At 44.2% G+C, this 23,118-nt stretch carries 12 protein-coding genes; 5 read left to right on the top strand and 7 right to left on the bottom strand.

Going from position 1 to position 23,118, the window contains the following annotated elements:
- The first annotated feature begins 57 nt into the window (after nt 1-57).
- The 5 genes from I2I04_RS04465 to I2I04_RS04485 all read left to right on the top strand — a co-directional run bounded on the left by I2I04_RS04465 (nt 58) and on the right by I2I04_RS04485 (nt 13,744).
- On the top strand, nt 58-1,821 hold the full coding sequence (locus I2I04_RS04465) for a glycoside hydrolase family 9 protein (RefSeq protein ID WP_195654428.1): 1,764 nt from the start codon (nt 58-60) through the stop codon (nt 1,819-1,821).
- Between the two features lie 64 nt (nt 1,822-1,885).
- Nucleotides 1,886-5,926, top strand: coding sequence for a two-component regulator propeller domain-containing protein (locus I2I04_RS04470; RefSeq protein WP_195654429.1), 4,041 nt, complete (start codon nt 1,886-1,888; stop codon nt 5,924-5,926).
- A gap of 143 nt (nt 5,927-6,069) precedes the next feature.
- Nucleotides 6,070-8,934, top strand: coding sequence for an alpha-xylosidase BoGH31A (locus I2I04_RS04475; RefSeq protein WP_195654430.1), 2,865 nt, complete (start codon nt 6,070-6,072; stop codon nt 8,932-8,934).
- Between the two features lie 19 nt (nt 8,935-8,953).
- Nucleotides 8,954-11,491 (top strand): glycoside hydrolase family 2 TIM barrel-domain containing protein, encoded by a 2,538-nt coding sequence (locus I2I04_RS04480; protein WP_195654431.1) that lies wholly within the window; start codon nt 8,954-8,956, stop codon nt 11,489-11,491.
- 21 nt (nt 11,492-11,512) lie between these two features.
- Entirely contained in the window at nt 11,513-13,744 is a 2,232-nt protein-coding gene (locus I2I04_RS04485; protein WP_195654432.1) for a glycoside hydrolase family 3 C-terminal domain-containing protein, read from the top strand.
- Between the two features lie 24 nt (nt 13,745-13,768).
- On the opposite strand, the gene I2I04_RS04490 is transcribed toward I2I04_RS04485, so the two are convergent.
- The 7 genes from I2I04_RS04490 to I2I04_RS04520 form a co-directional block, all read right to left on the bottom strand.
- Nucleotides 13,769-14,749: a FecR family protein gene (locus I2I04_RS04490; RefSeq protein WP_195654433.1), complete on the bottom strand. Its 981-nt coding sequence runs from the start codon at nt 14,747-14,749 to the stop codon at nt 13,769-13,771.
- Between the two features lie 15 nt (nt 14,750-14,764).
- Nucleotides 14,765-15,277 (bottom strand): RNA polymerase sigma-70 factor, encoded by a 513-nt coding sequence (locus tag I2I04_RS04495; RefSeq protein ID WP_195654434.1) that lies wholly within the window; start codon nt 15,275-15,277, stop codon nt 14,765-14,767.
- Between the two features lie 78 nt (nt 15,278-15,355).
- Nucleotides 15,356-17,938 carry an outer membrane beta-barrel family protein gene (locus I2I04_RS04500; protein ID WP_195654435.1) on the bottom strand — a complete coding sequence of 861 codons (2,583 nt, stop codon included), beginning with the start codon at nt 17,936-17,938 and terminating at the stop codon, nt 15,356-15,358.
- Between the two features lie 79 nt (nt 17,939-18,017).
- The gene (locus I2I04_RS04505) at nt 18,018-19,595 is read right to left on the bottom strand and encodes a S41 family peptidase (RefSeq protein WP_143258971.1); all 1,578 of its coding nucleotides are present in this window, start codon (nt 19,593-19,595) and stop codon (nt 18,018-18,020) included.
- A gap of 36 nt (nt 19,596-19,631) precedes the next feature.
- Complete coding sequence (gene coaD, locus I2I04_RS04510) at nt 19,632-20,090, bottom strand: pantetheine-phosphate adenylyltransferase (protein WP_143258917.1); 459 nt, start codon at nt 20,088-20,090, stop codon at nt 19,632-19,634.
- Entirely contained in the window at nt 20,087-21,964 is a 1,878-nt protein-coding gene (locus I2I04_RS04515) for a DNA topoisomerase IV subunit B (protein ID WP_143258918.1), read from the bottom strand. Before I2I04_RS04515 ends, coaD begins: the two co-directional genes overlap by 4 nt.
- Before the next feature lie 9 nt (nt 21,965-21,973).
- Nucleotides 21,974-23,110: a GNAT family N-acetyltransferase gene (locus I2I04_RS04520; protein WP_143258919.1), complete on the bottom strand. Its 1,137-nt coding sequence runs from the start codon at nt 23,108-23,110 to the stop codon at nt 21,974-21,976.
- Nucleotides 23,111-23,118 lie beyond the last annotated feature (8 nt).

Below are 23,118 nucleotides of genomic sequence, written 5' to 3' on the forward strand. Positions count from 1 at the left end.
GAAGTAGGAGAGGGTATGACGAACCGTTTACCTTCTCCTTCTTTTTTGGGTAAATATATGAAAATAGTAAAATATATAGCTCTGTTTGGGATATTGAGTGGGTTGGTGGTTGCGTGTACTCCTTCAACGAGTGTGATGTCAAACGACGTTGTCCGATTGAATCAACTGGGTTACTATCCCAATCAAGAGAAAATAGCCGTAGTAGACAGTGGAAAGGTTGAGGAGTTTGTAATATGGGATGCTGTTTCCGGTAAACAAGTGTTTGCCGGAAAATCTTTATATACAGCAAAGTCAGCATGGTCCGATAAAACAAGAACGACGCTGGATTTTAGTGCTGTAACAACTCCGGGGAAATATGTGCTGAAAGTGAACGGAGCATCGGTTACTTTCCAAATAAAAGACAGTGTATTATCTCTTCTGGCTGATGCGGCTTTGAAGTCTTTTTATTATCAGCGTACCGCAATGCCGATTGAAGAACAATATGCAGGGCAGTGGAGCAGGCCGACCGGGCATCCGGATAATCATGTATTGATACATTCCAGTGCTGCTTCCCCCAATCGTCCTGCAGGAACGATTGTCTCTTCCTCCAAAGGTTGGTATGATGCCGGCGATTATAATAAGTATATTGTGAATTCCGGTTATTCAATAGGTTTGATGCAGTCTATTTACCAGTTGTTTCCGGATTACTTTTCCCGGCAAAATACAAATATTCCGGAGAGCAATAACCATACTCCCGATCTATTGGACGAAATGCAATCTAATTTAGATTGGATGTTGTCAATGCAGGACCCTGGAGATGGAGGAGTATATCATAAATTGACTACTCCCTTTTTTGAAGGTTTTGTGAAACCTGTTGACTGTAAACAACAACGTTATGTCGTGCAGAAATCAGTCACTGCCGCTTTAGACTTTGCAGCTGTCATGGCACAGTCCTCCCGCCTGTTTTCCTCTTATGAGGAAGATTATCCGGGATTTTCCAAGCGTGCTCTGCTGGCGGCGGAGAAGGCTTATGCCTGGGCGGAAAAGCATCCGGAAGCCTTTTATAATCAGAATCTGCTCAATCAGGAGTTTCAACCAGCAATAGCTACAGGAGAATATGGTGATACACATGCAGATGATGAATTTTTCTGGGCGGCTACCGAACTCTATTTCTCAACCGGGAAAGAGATATACAGGGAAGAAGCTATAAAAAAGGCTCCCAAAGTATACACAGCTCCAGGATGGGGAAATACATTTGCATTAGGTATATTTGCATGGCTTCAACCAGGCAGAGAATTAAATGAAGCCGACCGTCGTTTTGCCGATTCATTGAAAACAGAACTTTTGAAATATGCAGATAAAGTCATACAAGGAGCCGAACAGACTCCATTTCACGCTCCTTATGGTAATGATGCCAAAGATTTCTTTTGGGGATGCCTTGCGGAGAAATGTATTAATCAGGGGGTATCGTTAATGTATGCATCTCTTCTGACTGGCAGAGAAGCTTATCTGACTAATGCCTATAGAAACATGGATTATATATTGGGACGAAATGCAACAGGTTTCTGTTATGTGACGGGACTTGGAACAAAGAGTCCGAAGCATCCTCATCACCGTCTTTCGGCATCAGATGGCATAGAAGCTCCCATTCCGGGGTTTCTTGTTGGAGGGCCTAATCCGGGACAGCAGGACGGGGCTTTTTATCCTACTACCGGTCCGGATGAGTCGTATGTAGATACGGAAGATTCTTATGCTTCCAATGAAGTGGCCATTAACTGGAATGCTGCTTTGGTTGCATTGGCCTCTTCGTTGGATGCGCTTGCTGTTTATTCTGTCAAATAATCCGCAGGCTCTTTTTCTTGGCTGTTTGATAATATTTTATTTCCTTTGTACAAATCTGAAAAACATGATAAGAAAGAGCCTTTTATTGTTAGCTTTACTTCTCACTTCGTGGATTATGTCTGCGCAATCATATTTGTTCAAACACTTGGAAGTGTCGGACGGATTGTCTAATAATTCTGTAAACACTATTTATAAGGATCGGGATGGATTCATGTGGTTTGGTACGACTACCGGACTGAACCGCTATGATGGATATACTTTTAAGATTTACCAGCACGCCGAGAATGATCCGGGATCTTTACCGGATAACTATATCACAAATATTGTGGAAATGCCTGATGGACGGTTTTGGATAAATACGGCCCGAGGCTATGTGTTGTTTGATAAGGAGCGGGATTGTTTTATCACTGATGTTACTGGATTCATGAAAAATATGGAGTCATGGGGAGTTCCGGAACAGATTTTTGTGGACCGGGAAGGGAATACGTGGCTTAGTGTGGCAGGTGAAGGATGCTATCGTTACAAGGAAGGAGGAAAGAAACTTTTCTTTTCATATATGGAACATTCGTTGCCGGAATATGGAGTGACGGAAATAGCGGAATGTAGTGATGGGATTTTGTTGATTTATAATACAGGACTGCTTGTATGTTTGGATCGTGCCACGTTAGCGATTAAATGGAAGTCCGATGAGATAACAAAGCAGATGCCGACAGGAAAGACAATAGAGCTTTCGCTCTTTGTCGATAGAGACAATTGCATTTGGGCATACAGCCTTATGGGAATATGGGCGTATGACTGCGGGACAAAAAGTTGGCGGACAGACTTGACCGCTATTTGGTCGTCACGTCCGGACGTAATTATTCATGCGGTGGCACAGGATATAGAAGGCAGGATTTGGGTTGGAAAAGATTATGACGGTATAGACGTGCTTGAGAAAGAAACGGGGAAAGTGACTTCTCTTGTTGCCCACGATGATAATGGACGGAGCTTGCCTCATAATACCATTTATGACTTATATGCTGATAGGGATGGTATCATGTGGGTAGGCACTTATAAGAAAGGAGTATCTTATTATAGCGAAAGTATCTTTAAGTTCAATATGTATGAATGGGGAGATATAACCTGCATTGAACAGGCGGATGAAAATAGACTGTGGCTGGGTACGAACGACCATGGAATCCTTTTGTGGAATCGCTCTACAGGAAAGGCGGAACCTTTCTGGCAAGATGCCGAAGGACGGTTGCCGAATCCGGTCGTGTCTATGCTGAAGTCAAAAGATGGCAAATTATGGGTCGGGACATTTAATGGGGGACTGTATTGCATGAATGGTTCCCAGGTACGTTCTTATAAGGAAGGTGCCGGAAATGCTTTGGCGAGTAATAATGTCTGGGCATTGGTGGAGGATGATAAGGGAAGAATCTGGATTGCTTCGTTGGGAGGTGGTTTGCAATGTTTGGAACCGTTATCCGGTACTTTTGAAACTTATACCAGTAATAACTCGGCTTTGTTGGAGAATAATGTAACTTCTTTGTGTTGGGGAGATGATAATACATTGTTTTTCGGAACCGCCAGTCAGGGAGTAGGCACGATGGATATGCGTACTCGTGAAATAAAAAGGGTTCAGGGCCAGAGCAGTAGCGTGAAAATATCGAATGATGCGGTTAATCATGTGTATAAGGATAGCCGGGGATTGATATGGATTGCTACACGCGAGGGATTGAACGTGTATGATATGAGGCGTCATGTATTTCTTGATCTGTCTCCTGTTGCAGAGGCTAAAGGAAATTTTATTGCCGCAATTACGGAAGATCAGGGGCACAATATGTGGGTATCGACCAGCAGGAAGGTGATTCGGGTAACAGTAGCTTCGGACGGAAAAGGGAGTTACCTTTTTGATTCCAGGGCTTACAATAGTGAGGATGGATTGCAGAACTGTGATTTTAACCAGCGTTCTATCAAGACGTTACACAATGGGAACATTGCGATTGGAGGCTTATATGGAGTAAATGTTTTTGCTCCGGATCATATACGCTATAATAAAATGCTGCCTAATGTGATGTTTACAGGTCTTTCGCTGTTTGATGAGGCAGTGAAGGTAGGACAGTCGTATGGCGGAAGAGTGTTGATAGAAAAAGAGTTGAACGATGTAGAAAATGTAGAGTTCGATTATAAGCAGAACATTTTCAGTGTATCTTTTGCTTCGGATAACTATAACTTGCCGGAGAAAACTCAATATATGTATAAGTTGGAAGGGTTCAATAATGACTGGTTAACCCTGCCGTTAGGAGTACACAATGTGACTTTCACTAATCTTGCTCCGGGAAAGTACGTTTTGAGAGTGAAAGCGATCAATAGTGACGGTTATGTCGGCATAAAGGAAGCCACGCTGGGTATTGTAGTCAATCCTCCTTTCTGGATGTCATGGTGGGCTTATTTGTTGTATGCCGTCGGTTTGGTTATCGTGCTCTTCCTGGCGCGTTACCGGATGCTGAAACGTGAACGTGAGAAGTTTCATCTTCAGCAAATAGAAAATGAGGTGGCGAAGAATGAAGAAATAAATAATATGAAATTCCGTTTCTTCACGAACGTTAGCCACGAATTGCGTACACCGCTCACTTTGATTATTTCTCCTTTGGAAGGCATGCTGAAAGAAACGACCGATGAATTGCAGAGTACACGTTTGCAATTGATGTATCGTAATGCACAACGGTTGTTGCATCTGGTTAATCAACTGCTTGATTTTCGTAAAGGAGAAATGAGTACTCATCAGTTGTCTCTGTCGGAAGGAGATATCATTTCGTATGTGCATAGTGTTTGTAACTCTTTCTTGTTGATGGCGGATAAGAAACATATTCAGTTCTCTTTCTTTTCGGGTATAGATACATTCTCGATGGCTTTTGATGCTGACAAGATAGGAAAGATTGTGATGAATTTGCTTTCTAATGCTTTTAAGTTTACTCCCGAAGGAGGACGTGTGACGGTGATGGTAGAGCATGTGGCAGGAACTCCCGATATACTGGAAATCAAGATTACCGACACCGGAATAGGAATTAGCGATGTGGACAAGGAACATATCTTCGAACGTTTCTATCAGGCGAATCATAAGGGAGTAGAGGAAACTACCGGGAATGGTATCGGTTTGAGTTTGGTACGTGATTTTGTCACTTTGCATGAAGGAGAAGTGAAGGTATTCGATAATATAGGGATGGGGTCTGTTTTCGTTATTCAGTTTCCGGTAAAACATGTGGAGACACAGGTGCAGTTGCCAGAAGAAAGGGGCATACCGGTCGGGGATGAAGAAGATAAGGAGATGAAAGAGGAAGCCAGGGAGGAAACGGAACGCAAAAATTTCCCATTGTTGATGATAGTAGATGATAATGAAGATTTCCGTATCTTTATGCGTTATAGTCTAGAGTTGCAGTATCGTGTCAAACTGGCTGTGAATGGTCAGGAAGCGTGGGAAATGATGCAGGAAGAATTACCCGATCTGGTCATCAGTGATGTAATGATGCCCCAAATGGACGGCAATGAGTTGTGTCGCCTGATAAAGCAGGATAAGCGCACAGCGCATATCCCTGTGATTTTGCTGACAGCGCGACAGAATACCGAAGCAAAGTTAGAAGGATTGCAGACAGGAGCGGACGATTATGTAACGAAGCCGTTCAACATGACTATTCTTGTGTTGCGTATCCGTAAACTGATAGAACTAAGCCGTTATCATCGTGTCACCCAGGGAATGATTGATCCTGCGCCTAGTGAGATTGTGATTACTTCATTGGATGAGAAGTTGATAGAGAAAGCAATCAAGTATGTGGAAGATAATATGTCACGTACTGAACTCTCGGTAGAGGAACTTAGTCGGGAGCTGGGTATGAGTCGTGTGCATTTGTATAAGAAATTGCTTCAGATCACAGGAAAGACACCGATTGAGTTTATCCGCGTGATTCGCTTGAAACGGGCAGCGCAATTATTGCGTGAAAGCCAGCTTCATGTGTCCGAAGTGGCCTTCGAAGTAGGCTTCAATAACCCCAAATATTTCAGTCGTTATTTCAAGGATGAATTTGGTGTTTTACCCTCCGTTTATCAGGAAAAAGAAGGGAAATAACAAATGATACCTTTGAAAAAAACATATTGTCCGGTCACTGTTTAAAAGTTCCCCTTCTATAAAACATTAGAAGGGGAACTTTTCATTTATAGTACTTACTTTTGCGATATGAGAAAATATATTGTTGAACCCTAAAGGTAGGTATGATTATGAATATGAAAAACATTTTCTGTTGCCTGTTACCGGGACTTCTTTTCGGAGCATGTTCCAATAAGGTCTACGAAGAGACAGGTGATAGTGTGATAGTTAAAGTACAACAGAAAGAAATAGGAGGGCCTCGTTTAGTTCGCCTTCAAGTGATGGGAGATAAGTTAATCCGTGTTTCTGCCACTGCCGACAGCAAGTTTGCCGATCCGCAAAGTCTGATTGTTGTTCCGCAGGAAAAACAAACATCCTTTGCCGTTGTGCAGAATGGCGATACGATTACAGTGTCTACTGAAGAAGTAAAAGCATCCGTACTGACTAGTACCGGGGAAGTGTGGTTTACGGATCGAAACGGAGAGTTAATCCTACAGGAAAACAAGGGAGGAGGAAAGAAGTTTACTCCGATAGAAGTGGAGGGGACGAAAGGATATACGATCTGTCAGGTATTTGAGTCTCCCGAAGATGAGGCGTTTTACGGATTAGGTCAGCATCAGGCGGATGAATTTAATTATAAGGGCAAGAATGAAGAATTGTTCCAATACAATACGAAAGTATCTGTTCCGTTTGTTGTTTCGAATAAAAATTATGGCATACTACTGGATAGTTATTCGTTGTGCCGCTTTGGTAATCCGAATGATTATTCCCAGTTGAACCGTATCTTTAAACTTTATGATAAGACAGGTCAGGAAGGGGCGCTTACCGGTACTTATGTACCGAAAAAAGGAGAAAATCTGGTTCGTCGGGAAGATTCCATTTATTTCGAGAATCTGAAAACGATTGAGAATCTTCCGAAGAAACTGCCGTTAATGGGGGCTAACGTCACCTATGAAGGAGAGATAGAGCCTGCTCAAACGGGAGAATTTAAGTTTATTCTTTATTATGCAGGATATGTCAAGGTTTATTTGAATAATGAGCTGGTAGTGCCGGAACGTTGGCGTACTGCATGGAATCCTAATAGTTATAAGTTTGCTGCTCATTTGGAAGCAGGAAAGCGTATACCGTTGAAAATCGAGTGGCAGCCTGATGGTGGGCAGTCTTATTGCGGGCTGCGTGCATTGACACCCGTCGATCCGAAAGAACAGGGGAAACAATCGTGGTGGAGTGAAATGACAAAGCAGCTCGATTATTATTTTATGGCTGGTGAAGATATGGACGATGTGATTAGCGGTTATCGTACGCTGACCGGAAAGTCTCCCGTCATGCCGAAGTGGGCAATGGGTTTCTGGCAAAGTCGTGAGAAGTATAATACACAGGATGAAATGTTGGGAGCACTGAAAGGTTTTCGTGATCGTAAAATTCCGTTGGATAATATCGTACTGGATTGGAATCACTGGCCGGAGAATGCCTGGGGTAGTCACGAGTTTGATAAGGCTCGTTTTCCGGATCCGAAAGCAATGGTCGATTCAATCCATGCTATGCATGGCCGTATGATGATCTCGGTATGGCCTAAGTTCTATGTTACTACTGAACATTTCAAAGAATTCGACGAGAATGGATGGATGTATCAGCAGTCTGTCAGGGATAGCTTGAAAGATTGGGTAGGTCCCGGTTACCATTATGGTTTTTATGATGCTTATGATCCCGACGCACGGAAATTGTTTTGGAAACAGATGTATGAGCATTATTATCCGTTGGGTATAGATGCCTGGTGGATGGACGCCAGCGAACCGAATGTGCGTGATTGTACAGACTTGGAATATAGGAAGGCTTTGTGCGGGCCTACGGCATTAGGTTCCTCAACAGAATTCTTTAATGCTTATGCACTGATGAATGCGGAAGCGATTTATGACGGTCAGCGCGGGGTGGATAATAACAAACGTGTGTTTTTGCTGACCCGTTCGGGATTTGCCGGATTGCAGCGTTATTCTACGGCTACATGGAGTGGAGATATCGGTACACGTTGGGAAGATATGAAAGCGCAGATTTCTGCAGGGTTGAATTTTGCGATGAGTGGAATTCCTTATTGGACAATGGATATTGGTGGTTTTTGTGTAGAGAATCGTTATGTGGCAGGGCAGAAACAATGGAATGCGACAAAGACGGAAAACGCCGATTATAAAGAATGGCGTGAGTTGAATGCCCGCTGGTATCAATTCGGTGTGTTTGTGCCTTTATATCGTGCACACGGGCAATACCCTTTCCGTGAAATATGGGAGATTGCGCCGGAAGGGCATCCGGCTTATCAGTCGGTTGTGTATTATACCAAGTTACGTTATAATATGATGCCGTATATTTATTCGTTGGCAGGTATGACCTGGTTGGATGATTATACGATCATGCGTCCCTTAGTAATGGATTTCACTGCGGATGCCGAAGTGAATAATATTGGTGACCAGTTTATGTTCGGTCCTTCGTTTATGGTATCTCCCGTTTATCGATATGGTGACCGCAGTCGTGAAATTTATTTCCCTCAATCAGAAGGCTGGTATGATTTTTATTCAGGCAAATTTCAGGCTGGAGGAGAGAGAAAGGTTATAAAAGCTCCTTATGAGCGTATTCCGTTGCATGTGCGTGCCGGTGCTATCGTACCATTTGGAGATGATATTCAGTATACGGATGAAAAACCGGCGGATCATATCCGTTTGTATATTTATCAGGGAGCGGATGGAGAGTTTACGTTATACGAAGATGAGGGTGTGAATTATAACTATGAACAAGGGAGGTATGCCATGATACCAATGAAGTATGATGAAGCTACCAAGACTTTAGTGATCGGTGAACGCCAAGGAGACTTTCCGGGTATGCTGAAAGAACGGACTTTTACTGTGATTACGGTCAATAAGGAAAAAGCCCAACCGTTTGATTTGAATGCGAAAGGGGTGACTGTGAAGTATAATGGCAGCAAACAGACATTGAAACTGTAGCCTGAATGATAATTCGTTGATGATGACTGGTAAACTAAAATATTTGATACTGGGGAGCTGCCTGCTACTGGGAGGTTGTCTGCTCCTATTAGGGGCATGTAGCAGCTCTTCCCCCGCATCTCCGCGTGAGCGGTCCGACTTTAATGCAGACTGGCGTTTTCATTTAGGAGATGGACTGCAAGCGGCACAGCCCGGTTTTGCCGACAATGACTGGCGTGTATTGAATTTACCTCACGACTGGGCGATTGAGGGGGATTTCAGCAGGGAAAATCCTTCCGGTACAGGAGGAGGGTCACTTCCAGGGGGAGTCGGTTGGTATCGCAAAACCTTTAACGTGGATAAAGCCGATACGGGAAAGATATTCCGTATTGAGTTTGACGGAATATATATGAACTCGGAGGTATTTATCAATGGTGTTTCATTGGGAGTACGTCCTTATGGATATATTAGTTTCAGTTATGACCTGACCTCTTATCTGAAATGGGATGAGCCGAATGTACTGGCTGTACGTGTGGATAATGCGGAGCAACCTAATTCGCGATGGTATTCAGGTTGTGGCATTTACCGGAATGTGTGGCTAAGTAAGACCGCTCCGATACACGTGGCCGGATGGGGGACGTATGTCACGACATCGTCAGTTGACGAAAAACAGGCTGTACTGAATCTTGCTACTACCCTTGTGAATGAAAGTGATACGAACGAGAATGTTGCAGTCTGTTCATCCTTGCAGGATGCTGAAGGCAGAGAAGTTGCTGAAATCCGGTCAACTGGGAAAACGGAAGCCGGTAAGGAGGTTGTTTTTTCCCAGCAGCTGACTGTAAAGCAACCTCAATTGTGGGATATTGATACTCCGTATCTGTATACACTGGTTACCAAAGTGATGCGAAACGAGGAATGTATCGATAGGTATACTACTCCTGTTGGTATTCGCACATTCAATTTTGATGCACGGAAAGGATTCATATTGAACGGCAAACAGACAAAAATTAACGGTGTGTGTATGCATCATGATCTGGGCTGCCTGGGAGCGACAGTCAATGCACGTGCCATTGAACGGCAATTGCAGATTCTGAAAGAAATGGGTTGTAACGGCATACGTTGTTCTCATAATCCTCCGGCACCCGAATTGCTTGATCTCTGTGACCGTATGGGGTTTATCGTGATGGATGAGGCTTTTGATATGTGGCGGAAGAAAAAGACGGCGCATGATTATGCACGTTACTTCAACGAATGGCATGAACGTGATTTGAATGATTTTATTTTGCGTGACCGTAATCATCCTTCTGTTTTTATGTGGAGTATCGGTAATGAAGTCCTGGAACAGTGGAGTGATGCCAAAGCGGATACGTTGAGTTTGGAAGAGGCTAATCTGATCTTGAATTTCGGACATTCTTCTGATATGTTGGCCAGAGAAGGAGAAGAAAGTATCAACTCTTTGCTGACGAAGAAGCTGGTGGATTTTGTGAAGGAGCTCGATGCTACCCGTCCTGTCACTGCCGGATGTAATGAGCCGAATTCCGGGAACCATTTATTTCGTTCCGGCGCATTGGATGTGATTGGCTATAATTATCATAACAAGGATATTCCCAATGCTCCGACCAATTTCCCGGACAAGCCGTTTATCATTACTGAAAGTAATTCGGCATTGATGACGCGTGGATATTACCGTATGCCCAGCGACCGGATGTTTATCTGGCCCGAACGTTGGGACAAGCCCTTTGTCGATTCTACTTTTGCCTGTTCATCTTATGAAAACTGTCATGTGCCTTGGGGAAACACTCACGAGGAAAGCCTCAAATTAGTCAGGGACAATGATTTTATCAGTGGACAATATGTATGGACTGGATTTGATTATATCGGAGAACCTACTCCTTACGGATGGCCTGCGCGTAGTTCGTATTTTGGTATTGTTGACCTGGCTGGTTTCCCGAAAGATGTCTACTATCTGTATCAATCGGAATGGACGGACAAACAGGTATTACATCTTTTCCCGCATTGGAACTGGACTCCGGGACAGGAGATCGATATGTGGTGTTACTATAATCAGGCTGATGAAGTGGAATTGTTTGTGAATGGAAAATCGCAAGGAGTGAAGTGTAAGGATATCGATAACCTGCATGTAGTTTGGCGTGTAAGGTTTGAACCGGGGGTGGTGAAGGTTGTTGCACGTAAAAGTGGTAAGGTAGTGGCGGAAAAGGAAATCAGGACAGCCGGAAAACCTGCAGAAATTCGTCTGACTCCTGATTGTTCTGTTCTTACTGCTGATGGAAAAGATTTGTGTTTTATCACTGTGGAGGTGTTGGATAAGAAAGGAAATCTTTGCCCTAATGCTGATAATTTAGTGAGTTTCACAGTAAAAGGTAATGCCTTTATCGCAGGGGTGGACAACGGAAATCCGATATCGATGGAACGCTTTAAGGATGAAAAGAGGAAAGCATTTTATGGAAAATGCCTTGTTGTAATTCAGAATGATGGAAAACCGGGAAAAGCAGAGCTAACAGCTACTTCAGAGGGGCTTCGGCAAGCTGTGGTAAAGATCTCGGCGAAAGAATTGTAAACTGTAAATGATAATTTGATAATGAGACTGTTTTTATTGACTATATGTTTCCTGTCTGTTGGGGCAGGTACGAAGATGATTGCTCAGGATAAGAAACAAACACCGGTTTATCTTGATGATACACAACCGATGGAGGTTAGAGTGCGGGATGCTTTGAACCGTATGACCGTAGAGGAAAAAACTCGTCTTAGCTATGCACAGGGAAAGTTCAGCTCTCCAGGTTGTCCCCGTTTGGGTATTCCTGAACTTTGGATGAGTGACGGACCTCACGGTGTACGTGCCGAAATTAACTGGAACGATTGGGGATATGCAGGATGGACTAATGACAGTTGCACAGCCTTTCCTGCGCTGACCTGTCTGGCTGCCAGTTGGAATCCTCTGTTAGCGGAGAAGTATGGAACCGCTATTGGGGAGGAAGCCCGTTATCGTGAAAAGGATGTTTTGCTGGGACCGGGTGTGAATATCTATCGTACCCCACTCAATGGACGTAACTTTGAATATCTGGGAGAAGATCCTTATTTAGCTTCGGAACTTTGTGTTCCCTATATTCAGGGAGTGCAGAAGAATGGAGTAGCTGCTTGTGTGAAGCATTATGCGCTGAATAATCAGGAGTTATGGCGGGGACATATTGATGTGCAGCTAAGTGACCGTGCTCTGTATGAAATATATCTGCCTGCCTTTAAGGCTGCCGTAGAAAGAGGTAAGGTCTGGTCTGTTATGGGAGCATATAATAAGGTGCGTGGGACTCATGCTACTCATCACAAGCTATTGAATAATGATATACTGAAAGGAGAATGGAAATTCGACGGTTGTGTCATAACGGACTGGGGAGCTGCGCATGACACTTATGAAGCTGCCATGTATGGCTTGGATATTGAAATGGGATCTTATACGAATGGTTTGACTTCGGAATCGGAATTCGGTTATGATGATTATTACTTGGGCAAGTCTTATCTGAAAATGGTTCGGGAAGGTAAAATTCCGATGGAAGTAGTGAATGATAAGGCTGAACGTGTGCTACGTTTGATTTTCCGTACGGCTATGAATCGCAGGAAGCCGTTTGGGGCACTGACTAGTGAAGAGCACTATCGCACGGCTTATGAGGTTGCAACAGAGGGGATTGTCTTGTTGAAAAATGGAACTGGCGGGAAACAGCCTTCTTTATTGCCTATATCCCAAGGAAAATACAAACGTATTTTAGTGGTGGGAGATAATGCTACCCGTAATTTGATGTTAGGCGGTGGATCTTCAGAATTAAAAGTTCAGAGAGTGATTTCACCATTGGACGGTATAAAGGCCAAGTTTGGTGATAATGTAGTTTATGCACAAGGTTATACAAGCGGTCGTCCGATGTACGGTCGGGCGGATGTCATTCCGCAGGTTATTGTGGATTCTTTGCGTAATGATGCGGTGGAAAAAGCGATGAACTCGGATTTAGTGATTTTTGTAGGTGGATTGAATAAGAATCATTTTCAAGATTGTGAGGGTGGAGACCGTTTATCGTACGAACTTCCTTTTGCCCAGAATGAGTTGATAGAAGCTTTATTGAAGGTAAATAAAAACCTGATAGCGGTGATTGTCAGCGGAAATGCGGTGGAAATGCCTTGGGTGAAGGAGATTCCTTCTATTGTCCAGTCATGGTATTTAGGTTCTGTTGGTGGAGAGGTGCTAGCTGATGTGTTGAGTGGAGATGTGACTCCCAGTGGTAAACTGCCTTTCTCTTATCCGGTGAAACTGAAGGATTGTCCGGCACATTTCTTTGGAGAAATCAGTTATCCGGGCGATAGCATCCGCCAGGAATATAAAGAAGATATTTTGGTTGGCTATCGCTGGTATGATACGAAGAAGGTGCAGCCACTCTTTCCTTTTGGCTATGGCATGAGTTATACTACCTTTGAGTATGGTAAACCTGTGGTGTCGGCTAAAACAATGAATGCTGATGGTAGTATAGATATTCTCGTGAAGGTTAAGAATACAGGAAAAGTAATAGGGAAAGAGATTGTTCAACTATATATTGGTGACGAAGAGTGTAGTGTTCTCCGTCCGGTTAAGGAATTGAAAGATTTCCGGAAGGTACAACTTCTTCCGAATGAAGAAAAAGAAGTGAAGTTTACGATAAAGCCGGAAGTGCTGAAGTTCTTTGATGATAAGCAGCATGCCTGGATCGTGGAACCAGGGAAGTTTAAAGCTTATATTGCCGCCTCTTCTGCTGACATCCGCAATGCAGTGACATTTGAGTATACTTCAGATTAGTAATGAATCAGTTTCAGTGAGACATTATTTTACAATAATTCGTTTCTCCTTATATTGAAACTCTGCGATCCCCAAGTCATTCAGCGCTGCCAACAGATCTCCTACCGGAACGTTCCGGCTAAAACGAAAATGAATTCGTTCTTGCAGGAGACTGGCTGAATGGCAAATAATGCTGATGTTGTACCATGTGCCTATCTCTTGTAAGACTTCCTTCATGGGGATGTTGTCAAAATAGAACTCTCCCTGTGTCCACCCTTCTTCCTTTGTCCAAGAGACTTTGGAGAGAAGTATGTCGCCGTTTGCCGCTAACCGGGCATGTTGTCCGGGTGACATTTTCCGGCTGGAAGTAGAAACGGTATCAGTCAATTGCACGCATCCTTCGTATAAGGTCACAGCTGGGAGGCTGGCGGGATAGGCGTTCACGTCGAACACTGTGCCTAGTACTCGTGTCTGTATTTTCCCGGCAGTAACAATGAAGGGACGACTGATGTCCTTGGTAACTTCAAAGCGGGCTTCTCCGGTGAGACTAACCATACGTTTGTCCGGTGAAGTAAACTTCTCCGGATATTCAAAACGGCTGTTGGCACCTAATATAACATGACTACCGTCTTCCAGCGTGATGTGGGTCAACGTGCTTGGCGGAGTGGAGACGATAATTCGTCCGTTTTCCTTTGTGGTTGTGATACGTTCAGGAGCTTTGAGAGAAGCGAAGATTTCAATTCCGGATATTTCGGTTTCCGTTTGCTGCCAAGGCGACCAAAGCAAGAGGATGAGGATGATGGCTGCCGCTACACTGCCGGAGAGCCATATCCGGAGATAAAGTTTTTTTCTTTTCTCTTTTTGCTTTTGTATAAATGTGTTCCACTCTGACTGAACCTCTTCCGGCAACGGGAAGTCACCCAATGCTTCTCCAAAAATATTTTGTAGACGGCGCGTTTCGGTATCTTCCGGGAATGAGGAAGTTTCCTGTTCTTTCACTTCATTACGTTTTTTCTTTTCTTTCATATTGATTCCTCCTTCTTACTTGTTCATGGCTTCGCGCAGTATGCGCAATGCCTTGGATATATGTTTCTTTACTGTGTCGGGACTGATGCCGAGACGTAGGGCGGCTTTCCGATAAGTAAGGTGCTCATAATAGCATAGCCGTAGCACCGTGCAGGTTGGCTCTGGCAAACGATGTGCGATAGCTTCTGCCTTTTGTAGCAATGCTTCGTGTTCTTTATAGTTGCTTTCTACGTCTGCCTGTGTGGCTTCGTACAGAGCTGTCAAGTTGTCTTGCTCCACCATGCGGTGCTTCAGGTGGTTAAGGCTGGTGTTGCGGACTATGGTGTAGAGCCAACCGCCACAGTCGTTCTTGTCCAGTCGGTCGAAATGCTTCCATGCCTGTTCCATTGCTTCGCTTACGATGTCGCGTGCCTCCTCCCTGTCTCCGGTGAGCTGTGTGGCATAACGCACCAATCGCGGATACATTTCCGTGAATAGTTGTTTGAAGGCCTCTTCCTTCGTGTGGTTTTTATGAAACAGGAGTATCATTCGTTTTAATATATCAGCATCATCTGTTTATGTGCATCAGAGATGGCAAAAGTAACGTTTCTCTTTCGGGTTGCAAACCTATAGGCGTGATTTTTCGCTTTCTCCGGCTCCGGTTCCCTTATATTTGCTCTTTGTGGCGTTGAATTGGTAACTTAACCGAATACCGAGACGTTGCTGGTCCGAATAATCGCGATTGGAGCTGAACGTCCGGTCGCCATAAATGGTAAAGTATCTGTAGGCTGTATGAAAGATGTCTTTAGCGGTTACCGATACTTTTAACGACTGATCTTTCAGGAATGATTTTGTCAGTTGGGCATCTACTCTTCCTGCGGTATGTCTGATGGCATAACTTTGTTTGGCACCGGTTTGCAAGGTGCCTTTTATATTAAAGAACCAGCCGCGGGGAAAGCTGAAGTTATTATCTAAACTAAAATAGAATACGGGTTCGTTCCAATGCTGGGTGATGTTTATGGGAGCTGCGTGTGAATCGTACCAGTTAATGCCGCTTGTCAGTTGCGGCTGCCAAATACTTATTTGGGGCGAAAGAACGATAGCACCTCCATATTGGTTGGTATGCGGGATACTTGCCATGCTGAATAACAGTACGCCCGGATGGTTTACATCGTCATAAGGCTTGGTATAACTGGTGTACATATCCCAAGTATGGTCATAAAAAAGACTGAAGTTAACCCATTTCCATCCACCATCCAGAGAAATATTACGGTGTATTTGAGGGACGAGAAACGGATCTCCACTGCGGTAGGCATATTTGTTCTGATACGTGATGGCACTGGTGAGCATCTCGTAACTAGGGCTGTATTTTATTGTCCGGTAAGAAAGGCTGAAAGACCAGTCTCCGGGAGTGTATGCGATGCCAACAACCGGTATCCAGTGCCGATACGTGGGGCTTTGCTCTTTCTGGTGGATCCCTTTCTCGTAGTAGTCTGTCTTTTGGAATTCATAGCGTAGCCCTGCCGAAATATTGAACTTACCTAATGGCAGGTTATAATCTGCGAAACCGGAAATCATGGTCTGTTTGATGCGGTCGTCAGCATCGGCAGAAAAACCGTTTTGGAGGAAGATGTCGTGACGGTTGGTAAATGTCTCTTCTGTGCCGAAGCAGAGCTTGCCTTTCCACAGTGGAGCGGTAATAAGAAGTTTGGCGGCATAGAGGCGATTGCGTACGCGGTTGCTTGATGTGGCGTCCTCAATACCATTATTTTCTGCATATTGTTGTATACGGTCACGCCCATATACGTAGTCGGCATTGAAGTCGATATTCCATTTTCCGTGTGTACTGTTGTAGTATCCGTTGGCTCCCTGCCACCAGCCGGTGTGGGCATTGGTTTCCTGGCGGGAGTGTAGATTGTCGGTTTCTTTGCCATTTTGGAGAATGAGCGTATTACCTTCTGTGACGGAATGGGAGTTGCCAATATTTGTGCCCGGTGTATAACGCACGCCGAATGACTGGTGATCGTTAACCTCGTAATTGAATCCCACTTCTCCATTGAAGGTATTGTAGTTGCCTTTATTTTGGGCTTCCGTCTGTTGGTTCCAGTCTGAAGAGGCGTGAACCTCACGGTTTATTATACTTGTACTATGGTTGTTAATCTCCGCAAAATCTCCTTTTAGAAAAATGTCCAGTCCGCCGGTACGGTAGTTTAATGATATACCTTCCGTGCCGTTGGCTACCCGCCCTTGTGAGTAGTCAGTGTAGAAGTTACCGCTCATTCCTTGTCCACGTTTACGGATGGTGCGGAGGCGGATGACGGCTTTCACAGAGGAACCATACTGTACACCCGGTGTAGTAATGATTTCCGCTGATAGTATTTCGTTAGCTTGGAGACGATTCAACTCGGTGTTGTCTCTCACTTTACGTCCATTGATGTAGATGTCCGGTGTGCCTCTTCCTATAACAGAAAAATCCCCCTCCGAACCTGTGACAAAGGGAAGATGTGAAATCATCTCGTTTGCCGATCCCATCAGCGAAAGGGGAGTGCCGATGATATTAGCCGTCAATATTCCGTCCTTGCGTTCTATCAATGGGCGTGAGGCGGTGACAACCACTTCTTTCAGTAATTTCGCGTCAGGCTGGAGGCGGATGATGTTTGTATGCCGGCAGGGAACTACTTGCGGAGAGTAGCCTACAAAAGTAGCCTTCAATAGGCAATCCTCTCCGGCTATGGGTGGCAGGCGAAAGGAACCGTCTTCCTCCGTTACGCTTCCCGCGAGGAAACTGGAATCGGCAGCAAGAGCAAGTACATTGACGAAAGGGAGGGGAATTCCTTTCTCATCATACACTTTTCCTTCTACCGCAATGGCTTTGTCCGACTTGTGTTGTTGTACAACAAAATAGTCTTCCCGCTCCATGCAGATGAAAGGTTTCCCACTCAATACCAGATCAATGGCTTCCCGCTCTGTCTTTTCGCGTATGCTCATTGTCACACGATAACTTTCGGTTCCGTTGTAGGTAAAGAGAATACTTTTCCCACATGCTTTTTCAATTAGTTTCAGCGCATCAGGCAAGGCTTTGTCTTTCAACTCTAATGAGATTCTCTTCGCTCCTGTTTGTGCCTGTGCAGGGAGAGAGATAAAAAATAAACCGTACCCGATCAATAACAACCAGATTGTTGTCCAAGTAAAATCAAACTGTCGTATCATACTTTGGTTTTAATGATTTTACTTATACTACAACAAGGGTGCCTGTTCGGGTACGGTTTATTCTACTTATTTTGCTATTTTATTTTAATTTCTTCTGATATTCGTCCGAATTCAGTATTTCCAGCGCCTTTTGTATACTCTCATTGGTGGTATTCATTACCCGGAAATATTCATTCATATCCCAAAGGTCACGGGCTATCAGTGCTTTAAGTTGCGTCTTGATAAGAGGAAGCGACTTCTGATATTGCTCTTCATTGAACTTCACCCCTTCTTTCTCACCGATTTCCTTTAAAGTGGCGAGCATATCATCATCGACAACAAACTTCTCATCAAACGATTCGAACTTCTTGTATTTGTTTTTCAACTCTTTCCGGTGTCCTTCGATAAACTGCATGGTGAATTTAATCACGGCTCCTTTAGCAACCAGATTACGGTGATAATCTGTATAAAGAGTAGTGTCGATGGGAACGAAGTAATCCGGCATGATACCGCCTCCGCCATAGACAGTACGTCCCAGTTTCTTGGTTTGTACTTTCAGCGAATCCGGGAAGTGGATGCTGTCAGCATTCATCAGTTCGCCGTGGTTGAAACGTTCTATCAGGTCCTTGTTGTAATCGACAGTACTGTCGTACGGTTTCTGGATGGAACGTCCCGATGGAGTATAATAGCGTGCAATAGTCAAACGAATCATGGAACCGTCCGGCAGGTCGATAGGACGTTGCACCAATCCTTTGCCGAAAGAGCGACGTCCTACGATAATTCCTCTATCCCAATCCTGCACTGCGCCACTGACAATTTCGCTGGCAGAGGCTGTGTACTCATCTACCAGAATAATAAGACGTCCATTACGGAAATCTCCGTTTCCTTTAGCGTAGAAATCACTGCGTTTGGCAGTCCGTCCTTCCGTGTAGACAATCAGTTCCTTTTGTCCCAGGAATTCGTTGGCAAGGTCGATAGCTGCGTTCAGGTAACCTCCTCCGTTTCCTTGCAGGTCGAGAATCAGGTCCTTCATACCTTGTTTCTGAAGGCTTGTCATTGCTTTCTTGAATTCTTCGGCAGTAGTTGCCCCGAAACGGTTGATGCGGATATAACCTGTCTTTGGTTGAATCATGTAAGAAGCATCGAGGCTAAGGATAGGTATTTTATCTCTTTTTACTGTAAACAATAAAGGATCCTGTACGCCACGACGAACAATAGTCAGATTGACTTTAGAGCCTTTCGGACCACGAAGACGCTTCATAATATCTTCCGTACTCATTTTCACTCCGGCAATGGTGCTGTCATTGACCGCAACGATACGGTCACCGGCAAGGATGCCGACTTTCTCGGAAGGTCCGTTGCTGACGGGTTGCACTACTAACAGGGTATCTTCGATCATCTGAAACTGAACTCCAATACCTTCGAAGTTACCTTGAAGAGGTTCGTTCATTTTCTTCACTTCTTCTGCGTCCGAATAAGTAGAGTGCGGGTCGAGTTGTGCCAGCATCTTGATGATGGCTTCTTCCACCAACTTGTCTTCATCTACTTTGTCCACATAGAAATTGGAGATTGCGAACTCTGCCATTTGTAGCTTACGCATGGCTTCAGAACCGAAGTTCTGGGCTTGTGCGGCAATTGTCCACAAGCAAACGGATAGTATAATAGTTAGTTTCTTCATCATCTTTTTAGTTTCGCCATCTATTCCTGCCGAGTGTTATTCACTCATTTTCATGCCTTTGGGAATAAACTGGCTGATGTCTTTATTATAAGTCAATAGTTCGCGTACAATCGTCGAGCTGACGCAAGTCAGTTCCGGTTCCGTGAAGAGCAGGATGGTTTCAATACCCGCCAGTTTGCGGTTGATGTCTGCAATTGTTTCTTCATACTCGAAATCTTTCACCGTACGGATGCCGCGGACAATGAATCTGGCCCCTACTTCCTGCGCAAAATCAATGGTCAGACAGTCGTAAGACATCACTTTTATACGAGGCTCATCCTTGTAAAGTTCCCGAATCATTTCCTCTCTTTTCTCAATGGGAAAGTATGTATTCTTGTTTTCATTGATACCAATTCCTATCACGATTTCGTCCATAAAGGTGAGTGCACGTTCCACTACCGAGTAATGTCCGATGGTGAAGGGGTCAAAAGTACCCGGGAATATTGCTTTTCTCATGATGCCAAATCTTCTTCTATAACCAGATTGTCTATAATAAAGTTCTGTCGTTCCATGGTGTTTTTACCCATGTAGAATTCAAGTAGTTCTTTTACTGCGTCCGTTTTGCGCAAGGTCACTTGTTCCAGGCGCATATCCTTACCGATAAAATGCTTGAACTCGTCCGGTGAAATTTCACCTAAACCTTTGAATCGGGTAATCTCCGGATTCGGGCTTAGCTCGTTAATTGCGTTAACGCGCTCTTCTTCACTGTAGCAATAGATTGTTTTTTTCTTGTTGCGTACACGAAACAAAGGCGTTTGCAGAATATGTACGTGTCCTTTTTTAATAAGATCGGGAAAGAATTGCAGGAAGAAGGTAATCAATAGCAAGCGGATATGCATACCATCCACGTCGGCATCAGTTGCTACGATGACTTTGTTGTAGCGCAGTCCTTCAATTCCATCTTCTATATTTAAAGCTGCTTGAAGCAAGTTAAATTCCTCATTTTCATAAACCACTTTCTTCGTCAGTCCGAAAGAGTTCAACGGTTTACCACGGAGACTGAACACTGCCTGGGTGTTTACATCACGACTTTTGGTGATGGAACCACTTGCAGAATCTCCCTCAGTGATAAAGATGCAGGAGTCTTCTTCCAGTCCTTTTCCTTTCGGGTCGTTGAGGTGTATGCGGCAGTCACGCAATTTGCGGTTGTGCAGGTTTGCCTTCTTTGCACGCTCACGGGCAAGTTTAGTTACACCTGCAATGGCTTTACGCTCTTTCTCGGATTCTTGTATCTTTTGTTGTATCGCTTCGGCTATATCTGCATTCTTGTGCAAGAAGTTGTCCACTTCCTGTTTGATAAAATCACCTACATACTTGTTGACTGTCACTCCGCCGGGAACCATATTGGTAGAACCCAGCTTCGTTTTCGTCTGACTCTCAAAGATAGGCTCTTCCACATTGACGGCAATGGCAGCAACCAGCCCGTTACGAATGTCGGTATAGTCCATGTTCTTGTTGAAGAACTCCTTGATGGTGCGGGCGATGTGTTCTTTGAAAGCACTCTGATGTGTACCTCCTTGGGTGGTATGCTGACCGTTGACAAAGGAGTAATATTCTTCTCCGTATTGTCCGGTATGCGTGAAGGCGATTTCGATGTCCTCCCCTTTCAGGTGGATGATCGGGTAAAGTCCGGTTGCCGTCATGTTGTCATTCAAAAGGTCTACCAGACCGTTGCGCGACAGAATACGGTGCCCGTTATAGATAATGGCAAGCCCTGTATTGAGGTACGTGTAGTTACGTAGCATTGTCTCAATAAATTCAGGCTTGAAACTGTAATTCAGGAATAATGTATTATCCGGTTCGAAGAAGATGTAAGTTCCGTTTTCTTCTTCGGTATTTTGTATCTCGTCGGTCAGCAGGTTTCCTTTTGAGAAAGTGGCGATACGTACTTTACCGTCGCGGTAACTGCGTACCTCAAAACAGGAGCTCAAGGCGTTGACGGCTTTCACACCGACACCGTTTAGTCCGACACTTTTTTTAAATGCCTTGCTGTCGTACTTACCACCAGTGTTCAACATGCTGACGGCTTCGATGAGTTTTCCCTGTGGGATGCCTCGTCCATAGTCGCGTACGCTGACACGAAGGTTTTCTTCAACGGTAATCTCGATTTTCTTACCGGCTTGCATTTTGAACTCGTCAATACTGTTGTCAATTACTTCTTTCAGGAGGACATAGATTCCGTCTTCGGCATGTGCACCGTCGCCCAGCCTTCCGATATACATACCGGGGCGTGTGCGTACATGTTCCATGTCACTTAGGTGACGGATGTTGTCGTCAGTGTACTCTACTGCATTGTTGTTGTCTACAGGTATCAATTCGTTCTCTTCCATAGCTGTTTTTTATTTTATCTCTTTGATGAACGCACGGCGGCGCTTATGTTGTTGAGTCTCAAAGTAATCCCATTGTGCCTGAACTTTTCCGTTCAGTTCCAGTTCGGGGTTGCTTTCCGCAAAGATAAAACCTAATTTTTGATAAACAGGAATTAAATCGGAAAATAACAAAGCGTTAACACCTTTATTTTGATATTCCGGTTTCACTGCAACGAGTAGCAGATCAAGCATTTTGGCACGGCGTTTCATAAATAATGCCTTTAACAGATAGAACCATCCGAGTGGCAACAGACGCCCGTTTGATTTCTGTAAAGCCTCGGCGAGAGATGGCATGGAGATACCTACACAGACCAGTTCGTCATTGGCATCAGTAATCAGTGTAACCATCCGTAAGTCGAGGATCGGCAGATACATTTTCACGTATTGGTTGATTTGCCGCTGTGTCAATGGAGAATAACCATAAAGTGGACTGTATGCTTCGTTCATCAGTTCGAAAATCTTCTGTCCGTAGTCTTTGGCTATCTTTCTTCCGGAAGTATATTTCTTTATCTTGAGGTTGTATTTACGTTGGATCAGTTCGGAGATACGTTTATGCTTGTCGGGAATGGCATCCGGTATGTATATCTTGTATTCTACCCAGTCGGCGTCTTTCTCAAAACCTAACTTTTCCATGTGTACGGGGTAGTACGGGTAGTTGTAGATAGTGGCCATGGTGCTAAGTTGGTCGAATCCTTCAACTAACATTCCTTCTGCATCGAAATCAGTAAATCCGAGAGGGCCGGCAATGTGAGTCATGCCTCGTTCTTTTCCCCATTCTTCCACCGTTTTGATGAGTGCGGATGATACTTCGGGATCGTCGATGAAGTCTATCCATCCGAAACGAACGTTTTTACATTTCCACTTCTCGTTCGCCTGGTTGTTGATGATTGCAGCTACACGTCCTACTATTTTATCGTCCCGGTATGCGAGGAAATAATCTGCTTCACAGAATTCGAATGCTGCGTTTTTCTTCTTGTTGAAGGTGTTGAGCATGTCGTCATAGAGGTCGGGCACAGAATATGGGTTGCCCTTGTACATTCTGTAATTGAAACGGATAAATTTCTTAAGTTCTCTCTTTGTGGAGACTTTCTTGATTGTAATAGCCATATCTCGTA

Origin of the sequence: Bacteroides sp. 1001136B_160425_E2, from assembly GCF_015559655.1 — a bacterium.
Lineage (GTDB): Bacteria > Bacteroidota > Bacteroidia > Bacteroidales > Bacteroidaceae > Bacteroides > Bacteroides luhongzhouii.